At 47.9% G+C, this 13,268-nt stretch carries 12 protein-coding genes; 2 read left to right on the forward strand and 10 right to left on the reverse strand.

The window, feature by feature from the left end:
- Positions 1 to 17: 17 nt before the first annotated feature.
- Entirely contained in the window at positions 18 to 209 is a 192-nt protein-coding gene (locus tag L3V45_RS13145) for a hypothetical protein (RefSeq protein WP_003152639.1), read from the forward strand.
- Positions 210 to 223: 14 nt separating this feature from the next.
- Here L3V45_RS13145 and ysxE read toward each other — a convergent pair whose 3' ends face one another.
- The 8 genes from ysxE to hemA all read right to left on the reverse strand — a co-directional run bounded on the left by ysxE (position 224) and on the right by hemA (position 9,574).
- Positions 224 to 1,246, reverse strand: coding sequence for a spore coat protein YsxE (gene ysxE, locus L3V45_RS13150; protein ID WP_012118110.1), 1,023 nt, complete (start codon positions 1,244 to 1,246; stop codon positions 224 to 226).
- Between the two features lie 33 nt (positions 1,247 to 1,279).
- A complete protein-coding gene (locus L3V45_RS13155) occupies positions 1,280 to 3,193 on the reverse strand; it encodes a LysM peptidoglycan-binding domain-containing protein (RefSeq protein ID WP_236837032.1) in 1,914 nt (637 codons plus the stop codon).
- Between the two features lie 132 nt (positions 3,194 to 3,325).
- Entirely contained in the window at positions 3,326 to 4,615 is a 1,290-nt protein-coding gene (hemL, locus tag L3V45_RS13160; protein ID WP_003152633.1) for a glutamate-1-semialdehyde 2,1-aminomutase, read from the reverse strand.
- 28 nt (positions 4,616 to 4,643) lie between these two features.
- A complete protein-coding gene (gene hemB / locus L3V45_RS13165) occupies positions 4,644 to 5,618 on the reverse strand; it encodes a porphobilinogen synthase (protein WP_095315573.1) in 975 nt (324 codons plus the stop codon).
- Between the two features lie 2 nt (positions 5,619 to 5,620).
- Positions 5,621 to 6,403: a uroporphyrinogen-III synthase gene (locus L3V45_RS13170; protein WP_046559968.1), complete on the reverse strand. Its 783-nt coding sequence runs from the start codon at positions 6,401 to 6,403 to the stop codon at positions 5,621 to 5,623.
- A complete protein-coding gene (hemC, locus tag L3V45_RS13175) occupies positions 6,393 to 7,334 on the reverse strand; it encodes a hydroxymethylbilane synthase (RefSeq protein ID WP_003152630.1) in 942 nt (313 codons plus the stop codon). The genes L3V45_RS13170 and hemC overlap by 11 nt, the downstream gene beginning before the upstream one ends.
- A gap of 34 nt (positions 7,335 to 7,368) precedes the next feature.
- A complete protein-coding gene (locus L3V45_RS13180) occupies positions 7,369 to 8,199 on the reverse strand; it encodes a cytochrome c biogenesis protein (RefSeq protein WP_003152629.1) in 831 nt (276 codons plus the stop codon).
- Between the two features lie 7 nt (positions 8,200 to 8,206).
- The gene (gene hemA, locus L3V45_RS13185) at positions 8,207 to 9,574 is read right to left on the reverse strand and encodes a glutamyl-tRNA reductase (RefSeq protein WP_015387890.1); all 1,368 of its coding nucleotides are present in this window, start codon (positions 9,572 to 9,574) and stop codon (positions 8,207 to 8,209) included.
- A gap of 194 nt (positions 9,575 to 9,768) precedes the next feature.
- On the opposite strand from hemA, the gene L3V45_RS13190 reads away from it, so the two are divergent.
- The gene (locus L3V45_RS13190) at positions 9,769 to 10,260 is read left to right on the forward strand and encodes a hypothetical protein (RefSeq protein ID WP_014305520.1); all 492 of its coding nucleotides are present in this window, start codon (positions 9,769 to 9,771) and stop codon (positions 10,258 to 10,260) included.
- A gap of 32 nt (positions 10,261 to 10,292) precedes the next feature.
- Here the strand turns inward: L3V45_RS13190 and yihA are convergent, their stop codons facing one another.
- A complete protein-coding gene (gene yihA, locus L3V45_RS13195; RefSeq protein WP_003152626.1) occupies positions 10,293 to 10,880 on the reverse strand; it encodes a ribosome biogenesis GTP-binding protein YihA/YsxC in 588 nt (195 codons plus the stop codon).
- Complete coding sequence (gene lon / locus L3V45_RS13200) at positions 10,877 to 13,201, reverse strand: endopeptidase La (protein WP_003152624.1); 2,325 nt, start codon at positions 13,199 to 13,201, stop codon at positions 10,877 to 10,879. Before lon ends, yihA begins: the two co-directional genes overlap by 4 nt.
- Positions 13,202 to 13,268: the final 67 nt, after the last annotated feature.

Genomic DNA, 13,268 nt, shown 5'->3' on the forward strand with positions numbered 1-13,268 from the left:
GTGAGGAGGAATTGCCCGTGAGAAAAAAATTCAATTCTTATTCGCTCCCCCAGTGGGCCAGACAGGTCCGCCTTGTATCCGTGCAAGTCATTATCCCGATTACGATCTTTCAGGGGATCAGGACGATTTTCTTTCCGACGACTTTTGATGTCCTGCTGCTTGCCATCCTGCTGTTTTTAGCGTGCGCCCTGCATTTGGAATGGATATAAAAAAACGAGTCCCGTTATGAAGAGGACTCGTTTTCCGCTTTTATTTTTTTCTCCCGTTCAATCTGATGAACCTTCATGAGAAAAGGCTCAACGTTTTTCATCTGCCAAAACGCTCTTAATAATTGCGTGCACTCTTCTTTTTCAGAGCCCCTTTGGCCGGTCTGATACCGTTTCAGCACTTTGTACATGGCGGACGGATAAGCCATATAGCTGAGAAACAGACTGATTTCCGCTTCACGGAGCGGGAATGATTTGTGATACGTATAAAACCAGTCCAGACATTCCGGACATGCTTTCGGATAGCTTCTGAACATTCTGGAGTAAAAGCCGAGCAGGTCATTTTGCGGAGGGCCCAGTGCAGCTTTCTCGAAATTCGTGAAAAAGCCCGATCCCGCATCATTATACAGAAAGTGGCGGCTCGATAAACTGCCGTGGTTGATCACCGCTCTCGTCTTGTCATGATCCTTTGCTGCGTCAAACCATTCTTCCAGACGTTCCAGAGCAAAATTGACGGCGGAAACCGTTTCTGTAAGATACGTAACGGCCTGCAGTTCAAAAGGTGAAAGGTACCACTCTTTTTCCGCCCGGTCGGCGAATTGTTCATAGACAAGCTTATCATTTTCCCAATCTCTTTTCGTTGCTTCATAAAAGCCGCTGATATCTTCAGTCCGGATTTGGATGTCCCGCACAGTCGCAGAATGGAGCTTCGCGACCTCTTTAAAAAGGTAAACATGTTTTTGGTCCCGTTCTTCCTCCTGATCGTACTGAAGCCAAGGCATTAAATAATAAGAATTCTCCGTCTGTCTTCCCGCAAAAAAATCGCCGGCATACGTGCGGCAGATCGGCACAAATGATCGGTAGCCTTTCTCCTCAATCTCAATCATAAGATCCGTAAATTCACTGCTGCGGGCCGGCTTGAGCTGTTTCAAAGCAAAAATGCCGTAGTTTGAGTAGACCTTCCAAACATGCGGGCTGACAGGCTCAATATACTCAGCCGCCAGCCCGTATTCCTGAAGCACTGATTGGACTGCTTCCATTCCATTCACCACATTTTTACGGCCTCTTTGTGCTTACACATGGCTGTTATTATATTCAGGTATATACAGAAGCTGACCTTCCTCAAGCTCGTCATCAAACGATAAAGCATTCGTTCGGATGAGCTGCTGGGATGTAATGTCATATCGTTCACACACCCGGTCGATTGTATCTTGCTGCTGCACGATACAAATTTTCATTCTTGAAAACTTTTCTTCTTCCCTTGTAAATAATTTTGTCAAGTAATGAGAGTTGTCATTTTCCTTCTGCTCGGTTCCCGGTGCCGCTTCTTCATTCTTTCTTTCAGGCTTAAGCGGCTCAGGCTGTTCAGCTTGCGCCGGCTCCTCAGGCGGCAGTTTGGAAAACTGAAAAGACAAATCGAGAGGCTTCCCGGTTTCCTCCTCCGGCGGCGCCATCTTCCTTACCTCAATTTCAAACCCATCTTCACCATGATCCTCTTCTTCAAGCAGCTTAGGAGCGCTGTAAAACTCCTCTTCCTGCCGTTCCGGAACGAACTCGCGATAAACGGGCGCCTGCTCCTCTTGAAAAACCGCAGGCTCATCTTCGTCTTCTGCCGCCTTATGATCGCTCTGACGGAGAAGCGGCTCGGCCTCTGGCTGCTCTTCTTTTTGAAGGAAGGGCTGTTCCGCAATTTTTGGTTTTTCTGCATGCGGAGTCAGAGTGAAAGCAGGGAAAACCGGTTCGATATCATCTTTCGGCTCTTCCTGCACTTCTGCTGAATCATCCTCAAATACGGGTTCATTCCTCACAGCTGACATGATTGCAGGCTCCTCAGCTTCTTCCGGCTCTTCTTCGTGCTGGAAGGAAACGGGAGGAGGAGGCTCAGTAAAGGAAACAGGTTTCGGCACCTCTTCTTGCTCCCTCAAAACCGGGGCTGCTTCCTGCTCTTCTTCCCGCTCCCTCAAAATCGGGGCTGCTTCCTGCTCTTCTTCTTCTTGCTCCCTCAAAACCGGGGCTGCTTCCTGCTCTTCTTCTTCCCGCTCCCTCAAAATCGGAGCTGCTTCCTGCTCTTCTTCCTGCTCCCTCAAAATCGGGGCTGCTTCCTGCTCTTCTTCTTCCCGCTCCCTCAGAATCGGAGCTGCTTCCTGCTCTTCTTCCTGCTCTCTCAGAAGCGGGGCTGCTTCCTGCTCTTCTTCCTGCTCCCTCAGAATCGGGGCTGCTTCCTGCTCTTCTTCTTCCCGCTCCCTCAAAATCGGAGCTGCTTCCTGCTCTTCTTCCTGCTCCCTCAGAATCGGGGCTGTTTCCTGCTTTTCTTCTTCCGGCTCCCTCAGAATCGGGGCTGTTTCCTGCTCTTCTTCCTCCTGCCTGAGTAAAGGCGGGATTTCTTCCTCGTTCTTCTCTGTTTCTTGTGCTGCTTCTTCTGATACAGTCAAAGGTATTTCAGGCTCATGGCGTATCATTAATTCTGGTTCATTTTCGTCCTCAGAATGATGTCCGGCAAGATTGATCATTTCTTCTCTGGCAAATTCAGGCGCCACGTACAAAGGGATCTCCGGCTCTTTCGGCTCGGATTCCTCAAGCAGCCCTTCAATTGCCAAATCAGCTTGAATGGTTAAGATCCTTGAATCCGTCAGCTGATAATCAAAGGCATCAATAAATACGAAAACATCATTGAGGTGGCTCACTTTATTTTTCGGAATCGTGATGTCCACCGGGAAACAATGAATGAGCTCGGCCGTGCCATCCTCCCTCGCCCTCACTTCCTCTACATGCCTCAGCTCCCTATCAAGCTCTTCAAAATGACTGCTGTGATCTATGTTGTACTCGCCAGTAAGTTCTAATGATCCTTTAATTGAGACATAATCATTTACTTCCTGCACCCTGATGTCAGGGTCTAATGAAATCGAAAGTAATTCAGAAACTTCCTGTCCTTTTTGGAAACAGATTGATTCTTCAACAGAAAATTGCAATCGGTGATTATGCGGCAAGTTCATATCCTCCTTTCATCTAATCCATACAATTAGATGTCACTAAAGGTGTATGCCGCAATCCGGGAAAATATGATAATGGAGGCATTGAAAAAAGCCGATACAAGTCTTGCTTGCATCGGCTTTTCGGTATCAGCGGCTGATCGCCTGGAACACTTTCTCAGCGGCTTGAATGGTATTTTCAATATCCTCCATTGTATGCGCAGTGGAGAGAAACAATCCTTCAAATTGAGACGGCGGCAGAAATACGCCTGCGTCGGCCATCCCTTTATAATACTTGGCGAACAGCTTTAAATCAGAAGATTTGGCTGCTTCATAGTTAATGACAGGCTCATTGGTGAAAAAGAAGCCGATCATTGACCCCGCCCGGTTAAACGTGTGCGGAATGCCGTGTGCTGCAGCTGCTTTTGAAATGCCTTCTTCAAGCATATCGCCTTTTTTCACAAATTCTTGGTATGATTCAGGTGTGAGCTGCTGTAACGTCTCAAGTCCCGCTGTCATGGCAAGCGGATTTCCAGACAATGTTCCCGCCTGGTAGATCGGACCGCTCGGCGCGATTCGTTCCATAATGTCAGCTTTGCCGCCATACGCACCGACAGGAAGACCTCCGCCGATGACTTTGCCGAGACACGTTAAGTCAGGCGTCACGCCGAAATACCCTTGCGCACAGTTATAATCCACGCGAAAACCGGTCATGACCTCATCAAAAATGAGCAGCGCGCCATACTGTTCCGTAATGTCGCGAAGTCCTTGTAAAAAGCCTTCCTGCGGCGGAACAACGCCCATATTGCCTGCTACCGGTTCAACAATGACCCCGGCAATATCTTCACCGTACTCCCGGAATGCGAGTGCAACGCTTTCCAAGTCGTTGTATGGAACGGTAATCGTATTCATTGCTATTCCTTCCGGCACGCCCGGGCTGTCCGGAAGGCCGAGTGTCGCCACTCCGGATCCCGCTTTGATCAGCAGCGAATCACCATGGCCGTGGTAACAGCCTTCAAATTTCAAAATTTTGTTGCGGCCGGTGTATCCTCTTGCCAGACGCAGGGCGCTCATTGTCGCCTCTGTGCCGGAGCTGACCATCCGCACGATTTCAACAGACGGCACACGGTCAATGACCAATTTGGCCAGTTCGTTTTCCACTTCAGTAGATGCCCCGAAACTTGTCCCGTTCTCGGCTACTTTTTTCAGGCTTTCAACGACCCTGTCGTTCGTGTGGCCCAAAATGAGCGGCCCCCAGCTCAGCACATAGTCGATATATTCATTGCCGTCAATATCAAAAATTTTCGATCCTTTGCCGCGCTGCATAAAGATCGGGTCCATATCAACTGATTTAAACGCGCGCACCGGGCTGTTCACTCCGCCCGGCATCAGTTTCTGCGCTTCTTTAAAAGCGGCTTTTGATTTTTCATAGCTTCTCATCTGCCTCAGCTCCCGTCAAATGAAATCGTTACTCAGCAAGCCATTTCGCTGCGTCTTTTGCATGATACGTCATAATCAGATCGGCTCCTGCACGTTTCATGCCCGTTAAAATTTCCAGCACCATTTCTTTTTCTTTAATCCAGCCGTTTTGGGCTGCCGCTTTCACCATGGAATACTCCCCGCTCACATTATATGCGACCAGCGGCAGGTGATGGCGGTTTTTCACATCACGCATAATATCTAAGTATGACATAGACGGTTTGACGATTAAAAAGTCAGCGCCTTCTGCCACGTCTGATTCAGCCTCACGTAGCGCTTCCAGGCGGTTGGCCGGATCCATCTGGTATGTTTTTCGGTCACCGAACTGCGGCGTGCTGTCAGCCGCGTCGCGGAACGGGCCGTAAAATTCACTTGAATATTTCACGGCATAAGACATAATCGGAATATTCGTGAATCCTTCTTTGTCGAGCGCTTCCCTGATCACTGTGACAAAACCGTCCATCATATTTGAAGGAGCGATGATGTCAGCGCCGGCTTTAGCCTGGCTGACGGCTGTCTGCGCCAGCAGCTCAAGCGACTCGTCATTGAGGATTACTCCGTCTTTCACGACCCCGCAATGGCCGTGATCCGTGTATTCACAGAGACATGTATCAGCGATGACGATCATTTCAGGATAATGCTTTTTAATTTCAGCAATCCCTTTCTGCACAATGCCATGATCGTGAAAAGCCTGGGTTCCGCAGGCGTCTTTTTCTTCCGGCACGCCGAAAACGATGACCGACTTAATGCCGAGCGATATCAGCTCAGCCATTTCATCCTTTAACAAATCGAGTGATACATGATAAACCCCCGGCATGGAAGGAACTTCTTTTTTTCCTTCGAGTCCTTCAACGACAAATAACGGGTAAATAAAATCTGAAGGGTGAAGACGTGTTTCTTTTACTAGATCTCTCATCGCAGCGTTCGCGCGCAAACGGCGGTGTCTGTTAAATGTTTGATTCATCATTATCTATCCTTTCCCGACATGCTGCACATGACGTCCAGCATGCCTTCAATCGTATAGGTGTCAGGCACATGGGATGAGATCCCGTATTCCAAGAGCGCTTTCTCTGTCAAAGGGCCGATGCTGATATAGCTCGCACCGCTGTTTTCCCACGCTTTTTCTCCGTCTCCGACCGCGTGCATAAACGTATGCACCGCCGATGAACTGGTAAACGTAATAAAATCAAAATGAGAGCGGGATGCAGCCCGTCTCAGCTCGTCCATGCCTTTTTCATCCTGAATGGTATTGTATAACACCCATTCCCTTATTTGATAGCCAAGCGGCTCAAGCTCCGCTTTTATGACATCGCGTGATAAATTGCCCTTTATCAATGAAACGGGTTCGGCAGCTGATGCGTGCCGTTTTAAAGTATCAGCCAGACATTCCGCCACATACTCGTCAGGCATCGCATCCGTCCGGGCTCCCCGCTCTTTCAGGGCGCGCGCTGTCTTTTCACCGACGGCTGCAATTTTTTTCCGTTCCGGAAGCGCAAGGCCATGCTGATCAAGGTAGGAAAAAAAGAACCGGACACCGTTTACGCTTGTAAACACAAGCCAGCCCGGTTCAGAAAGGTCTTCCTGCAGACTGTCCGCACATTCATCCGGGAGCGCTTCCTGAAAAGCGATCAGAGAGGCGGAAACAGCCGTTCCGCCGAGCGCCTCCACTTTTTTTCGGAACGGTGCTGCCTGTCTTTTGTTCCGGGTGACGAGCACGGTCTTTCCTTGTAAAGGAAGGTCATTTGCCATCCTGTTCGAGCTCCTGTTTCACGCTGTCGATTAGTGCTTTGGCTCCTTTTTCAGACATCATCGCCGCACAGCGTTTCCCGATTTCTTCCGGATCATGTCCCGCCGCTGTTTCTTTATAAATCGTCTTTCCGTCCGGAGACGCGACAAGACCGACCAATTCAACCTCATCCCGGTCATTGACAGACGCATACCCGGCTATCGGCACTTGGCAGCCGCCTTCCATCGCGTGTAAGAAAGCCCGTTCGGCTGCCACCGTGCGCTGCGTATACTCATCGGTAAATTGCGCAAACAGCTTCAAAAGCTCTTCATCCGACTCTCTGCATTCAATGGCAAGAGCGCCTTGGCCGACCGCAGGCAGACAGCGGTCCGGTTCGAGGAATTCCGATACGACATCATCTTTCCAGCCCATTCTCGAAAGCCCCGCAGCCGCTAAAATAATAGCATCGTAATCTTCCGTTTCAAGCTTTTGAAGTCTCGTATCGATATTGCCTCTGATCCACTTAATTGTAAGATCAGGGCGTTCAGCAAGAATCTGGGCGCTTCTTCTTAAACTGCTGGTGCCGATGATGCCCCCTTCTTTTATGCCGTCCAGCTTTTGATGCCCTTTTGAAATGAGCGCATCACGCGGATCCTCACGTTTCGGTATGCAGCCTATGACAAGACCCTCAGGCAAAACGGCGGGCATGTCTTTCATGCTGTGAACCGCCATATCAATCTCCTGATGCAGCAGCGCCTGTTCAATCTCTTTGACAAACAAACCTTTGCCGCCCACTTTTGACAGTGTAACATCGAGGATGCGGTCGCCTTTTGTGACAATCTCCCGGATTTCAAAGTCATAGGAAGGATTCAATTCCTTCAGTTTGTTAATCACCCATTTTGTCTGGGTCATAGCCAGTTTGCTCCGTCTGGAACCTACCTTAATCGTTCTCATTTTCTTTCCTCCCGAATCTGTTTGGGCGCGTGCGTTAACTGAACCAATGGAATTGTGACAGGCTTCCGAGCAGGAAGTAATTAATCATCAGCACGAGAAAACATGCTGAATTCCATAACGCCGCCACTTTCCCCTGCAGTTCCTTAATCATTCTGATATATAAATAGTAGCTGTATAAAAGCAGCACAATAAACGAGCCGAGCACTTTTGAATCAAACCAGTACAGCGTTTCCAGCGACACATACGCCCAGATCACGCCTAATATCAGGCTCAACAGCAGCATCGGAACCCCGATGACATTTAAAACGTAAGCCATATAATCAAGTTTTGACAAATCTTCAATTCTCAACAGCCATTTTCCCCATTTTTTCTTCTTTAATAAAGAATATTGAAACTGATAAAGAAGCGAAAAGACAAAAGAAAGGGAAAAAGCGCCGTAAGACAGAATCGCCATTGTAATATGAATGACCAAAAGCTCTGAGACCAGCTGGCCGGAAAAGGCGGCCGAATGCTGATCCGTCGGTGAAAACGTATGGATCGCAATCATCGAGAAACCGATGACATTCGTGAAAAACACGATAAAATCAACCCGCAGAATCTGCGTGACCACAAGTGAAAGCGTGACAAGCACCCACGCATAAAAGTAAAGGGCCTCTGTAATATTCAAGACCGGAAATCTGCCCGTCTGCCACATGAAATAAGAAAGATAGACAGTTTGCAGAGTCCAGACAATAGAAAGCAACCAGAAGGCTATTTTTCCAGCCTTCCGGTTGTGTTGAAGAAAATCTATAAAGTAAAAAAGGACGCTTACTGCATAAATAACAATTGTCGCTTCATTAAGTCTTGCCATTGCTGTATCAATCATACAGCCCTCACTCACTTACAAGCGGACGTAAGCCCGTTTTTGCTTCTGCCTTTTGAAACGAATGAACCGTCTGGCGGTTATCCAGGCTTTTGTCCAGCTGGCGGCCGGCCTCTTCCTCAATATCGAAAATCTGCATAAACAGCTTCAGCTTTTCATCTGAATCCGCTTCAGCCGCAAGCTCTTTCGCTTTCAGAATCGGGTCGCGCAGCATTTGGTTAATGATGCTTTTCGTATGTTTGCTGAGAAGTTTTTTCTCTCTTACCGTCAGATGAGGCAGCTTGCGCTCAATGCTCTGCATCGTATCGGACTGGATGGACAGCGCCTTTTCACGCAGCGCCGAAATAACCGGCACGACGCCGAGTGTATTAAGCCACTGCTTAAACTCAACAATTGCCGCTTCAATAAACAGCTCGACTTTTTCAGCGGTTTCGCGGCGTTCTTGTAAGTTGGCTTCAACGATTCCTTCAAGGTCATCAATATCGTACAGAAAAACACCTTCAAGATCGTTAAGCGCCGGATCGAGGTCTCTCGGCACAGCGATATCCACCATAAATAACGGACGGCCTTTCCGCTGTCTGCCCGCTCTCTCCATCATTTCTTTAGACACGACGAAATCACTTGCGCCTGTCGAACTGATTAAAATATCAGCTTCAGCAAGTGCATGTTCAAGCTGGTTTAAGCTGCGCGCTTCTCCGGAGAAACGGTCAGCAAGCGCTTTTGCCTTCAAAAACGTTCTGTTGATGACCGTTACTTTGCCGATACCCTGACCGTGCAGGTTTTCTGCGGCGAGCTCGCCCATTTTTCCCGCACCGAGAATCAAAATGTGCTTATTTGACAATGAGCCGAAGATTTTTTTCGCGAGTTCAACGGCGGCGTAACTGACGGAAACGGCATTGGAGCCGATATCGGTTTCGGCATGCGTGCGTTTGCCGACGGTCACCGCCTGTTTAAACAGCTCATTGAAAATGGTGCCGATCGTCTTTTCTGCCTGCGCCGTTTTAAAGCTCGAGCGGACCTGGCCGAGTATTTGCGTCTCTCCGATGACCATGGAATCCAAACCGCATGCCACACGGAATAAATGCTCGATCGCCGCGTCGCTCTCATAAAATTTCAGAAACGGAGACAGCTCTTCTTTCGGCAGCGAGAACCATTCGGATAAAAATGTCTTTATATAATAACGGCCGGTATGAAGCTGGTCGACCACCGCATATATTTCGGTGCGGTTGCAGGTTGACACGATAATGTTTTCTAGAACGCTTTTTTCTTCTTTTAAGCGGAGCATCGCTTCTGCAAGCTCATCCGGCTGAAAACTTATTTTTTCGCGTATTTCAATAGGGGCGGATTTATAATCTACTCCCACAACAAGAATATGCATCGCTTTCATGCACCCCCGTACATCGCAATTTATTTATAATCATTCTAACATAGAATTTATTATTTATAATAATTATAACATAGTTTCTTCGGGAAAATGTGAACAGATTTCAAAAATGTTATGCTATAGTATAAAAAGCTCGTTCCCACTGTAATCATCATACTAAAAATCCTTTACTGCGGGTAGGTGACAGGATGAAAAAAACATCAATTTTATTACCGGGACTTCTGCTTGCCGCTTCATTATTCGCATGGCTTCAGAGCGGACAGGTTCACCTGTTTGCGAATCAGGGGGAATGGCCGGTGCTCCTTATGCTCTTGGGGGCCGTGCTCTTGTATCAGGGCAAAAAGGAAGCGGCCGGGCCTCACGTCCTGATCGGCATGCTTCTTTTCGGCATAGGTTTACACTTTTTCGCCAAACCTGAGCTCTCATGGTGGCCGGGAGATTTTGAAATGATTCTCTTCGTCTTCGGATTCTCCTTATTTGCGGCTGCCAGAAAAGAATATGTATACGAAGCGGCTGCCATGATTGGTTTTTCCCTCTTTTTATACTTCTTTAAACAAATTACGGCGTGGCTGGAGTCCGTCCATATTCCGACGGAACACTTCAAAACATACTGGCCGTATGTTTTCATCGGAATCAGCCTTTTATTATTGTTTATCAAGCGGAACAAAACTATACGATAAAACCCAAAACGCACTGCGTTTTGGGTTTTTCATTACCGGCTGATCATTTTTTTAATGGCTCCCCATGCTTCATCTTTGCCTTTTTTCGTTTCAGAGGAAAATAAAATCAGCTCATCTTCAGGATCCATATCAAGCGTCTGTTTGACAACCTTTAAGTGCTTGTCCCATTTTCCTTTTGGAATCTTATCCGCTTTTGTCGCAATGACGATGACGGGAATGCCGTAATACTTCAGGAATTCATACATGTTCACGTCTTCAGCAGACGGCGCGTGTCTGAGGTCGACAATCTGCACGCAGGCTTTCAGCTCTTCGCGGGTCGTCATATAGGTTTCAATCATTCTCCCCCATGCTTCCCGCTCGCTTTTGGAAACTTTCGCAAATCCGTACCCGGGAACGTCGACAAAATGCAATTCATCATTGATGATGTAAAAGTTTAAAGTCTGTGTTTTCCCCGGTTTTGATGACGTTCTGGCCAAGTTTTTCCGATTGATTAATGAATTGATAAAAGATGACTTTCCTACATTTGATCTGCCCGCCAGCGCGATTTCCGGAAGCCCCCCATCAGGGTACTGTTCGGGTTTGACCGCGCTGATCACGATTTCTGACTTTGTGACTTTCATTTCTTCTCTCCTACTAAGGCATGTTCCAAAACGTCATCCAGGTGAGAAACGAATATAAACTTCAGTCCTTCTCTGACGCTTTCTGGAATATCCTCTATATCTTTTTCGTTATCTTTAGGCGCAATAATAGTGGTCAGGCCCGCTCTGTGCGCGCCGAGCGCCTTTTCTTTCAGTCCGCCGATCGGAAGCACGCGCCCCCGCAGCGTGATTTCTCCCGTCATACCGACTTCGCGTTTTACCGCACGGTCCGTTAATGCTGAAACGAGCGCCGTAGCCATCGTAATTCCGGCAGAAGGGCCGTCTTTCGGCACCGCTCCTTCAGGGACATGGATATGAATGTCATACTTCTCATGGAATTTCGGGTCGATTCCGAACTGTTCCGCTTTCGAACGGACATAACTGAAAGCGGCCTGCGCTGATTCCCGCATGACATCTCCAAGCTTCCCTGTCAGAACCAGCTTTCCTTTTCCCGGTGACAATGACACTTCGATTGACAGCGTATCTCCGCCGACCGTCGTATACGCGAGCCCCGTGACAACCCCGATTTGATCTTCGGTTTCCGCCTGTCCGTATCTGAATATCCGTTTTCCGAGATAGTCGGCCAGATTTTTCTCTGTAACGGTAATGCGTTTTCTCTCCTCAGACACAATGGCTTTCGCAGCCTTTCGGCAAATGGCGGCAATCTGGCGTTCAAGCGTTCTCACGCCGGCTTCCCTCGTGTAGTAGCGGATGATGTCCGTAATCGCCTGATCCCGAATCTGCAGGTTGCTCTTTGTGAGCCCGTGCTCTTTAATTTGTTTCGGAAGCAGGTGATCTTTCACGATCTCCAGCTTTTCGTTTTCAGTGTAGCCTGACAGGCTGATAATCTCCATTCTGTCTCTGAGAGGGCCAGGGATGGAAGCAAGGTTATTCGCAGTCGCGATAAACAGTACTTTCGATAAATCGAACGTCTCTTCAATATAGTGGTCGCTGAATGTGCTGTTTTGTTCCGGATCCAGCACCTCAAGCATCGCCGAAGACGGATCGCCTCTGAAATCAGACGACATTTTGTCGATCTCGTCGAGGAGAAAGACCGGATTTTGTTTGCCGGCTTTTTTCATCCCCTGTATAATACGGCCCGGCATCGCCCCGACGTATGTGCGCCGGTGCCCGCGGATTTCAGACTCATCGCGCACTCCGCCCAGTGAAATTCTCACAAAAGTGCGCCCCATGCTCTTACTGATTGATTTTGCAAGAGATGTTTTACCGACTCCCGGAGGTCCGGCCAGACAAAGAATCGGCCCTTTCAGCGTTTTCGTCAGCTGTTTCACGGCCAAATACTCCAAAATCCGCTCTTTCACTTTCTCTAAGCCGTGATGCTCTTTATCTAAGATTTCCCCGGCTTTTTTAATATCAAGTTTATCTTCTGTTTCATCCGACCACGGAAGGGCGATGAGCCAGTCAATATAGTTGCGGATAACAGAGCTTTCCGCTGAGCTTGACGGCACTTTTTCGTAACGGCTTAATTCCTTAAGCGCCGTTTCTTTGACACGCTCAGGCATGCCTGCTTCTTCTATCTTTTCCGTGAGCGACTGAACTTCGCCGGTTTTTCCTTCTTTGTCGCCAAGCTCCTTCTGAATGGCTTTCATCTGTTCGCGCAAATAATATTCCTTTTGAGTGCGTTCCATCGAACGTTTGACGCGCTGACCGATTTTTTTCTCAATCTCCAGCACTTCTTTTTCATTATGAATGGAACGAATGACCTTATTCAGACGTTCTTTAATATCCGCCGTTTCTAAAATGTCCTGCTTGTCCTTTAATTTCAGCGGGAGATGAGAAGCGACGATATCCGCCATTCTGCCGGGCTCTTCAATATCAGTCACAGCCGCATACGTTTCTGCGGAAATTTTTTTAGAAATTTTTATGTACTGGTCAAAATGGTCCAGCAGCGTCCGCATAAGCGCTTCGTCTTCCACGTCTTTTGAATCATCCTCATGCATCAGCTGTATATCGACCGAAGTATAATCTTCGAGTTCGGTGTATTCAAGGATCTGCGCCCGCTGAATTCCTTCTACAAGCACTCTGATCGTACCGTTGGGCAGCTTCAGCATCTGTTTAATTTTTGTATAAGTGCCGACGGCGAAAATATCCTCTTCACCCGGTTCGTCTATCGAAATATCCTGCTGAGTGGCTAAAAAAATCATATGATCATGCATCATTGCCTGTTCAAGAGCCTGAACCGACTTGTCACGGCCTACATCTAAATGTAAAACCATTGTCGGGTATACCAATAAGCCTCTTAAAGGGAGGAGCGGGATGCTGCGTTTTGTATCTTCTGCCATGTGACTGACACCTCCGTGACTTTAGTATGAACCATTATAATACAACTTTTTCATCGTTGTACAATTC

Source organism: Bacillus sp. R45, assembly GCF_021729365.1.
Lineage (GTDB): Bacteria > Bacillota > Bacilli > Bacillales > Bacillaceae > Bacillus > Bacillus velezensis.

Excerpts from the sequence above, each read along its gene's own strand:
- ysxE (WP_012118110.1), bottom strand. The coding sequence starts at position 1,246 with ATGGAAGCAGTCCAATCAGTGCTTCAGGAATACGGGCTGGCGGCTGAG.
- hemL (WP_003152633.1), bottom strand. The coding sequence starts at position 4,615 with ATGAGAAGCTATGAAAAATCAAAAGCCGCTTTTAAAGAAGCGCAGAAA.
- hemB (WP_095315573.1), bottom strand. The coding sequence starts at position 5,618 with ATGAATCAAACATTTAACAGACACCGCCGTTTGCGCGCGAACGCTGCG.
- L3V45_RS13170 (WP_046559968.1), bottom strand. The coding sequence starts at position 6,403 with ATGGCAAATGACCTTCCTTTACAAGGAAAGACCGTGCTCGTCACCCGG.
- hemC (WP_003152630.1), bottom strand. The coding sequence starts at position 7,334 with ATGAGAACGATTAAGGTAGGTTCCAGACGGAGCAAACTGGCTATGACC.
- L3V45_RS13180 (WP_003152629.1), bottom strand. The coding sequence starts at position 8,199 with ATGATTGATACAGCAATGGCAAGACTTAATGAAGCGACAATTGTTATT.
- hemA (WP_015387890.1), bottom strand. The coding sequence starts at position 9,574 with ATGCATATTCTTGTTGTGGGAGTAGATTATAAATCCGCCCCTATTGAA.
- L3V45_RS13190 (WP_014305520.1), top strand. The coding sequence starts at position 9,769 with ATGAAAAAAACATCAATTTTATTACCGGGACTTCTGCTTGCCGCTTCA.
- yihA (WP_003152626.1), bottom strand. The coding sequence starts at position 10,880 with ATGAAAGTCACAAAGTCAGAAATCGTGATCAGCGCGGTCAAACCCGAA.
- lon (WP_003152624.1), bottom strand. The coding sequence starts at position 13,201 with ATGGCAGAAGATACAAAACGCAGCATCCCGCTCCTCCCTTTAAGAGGC.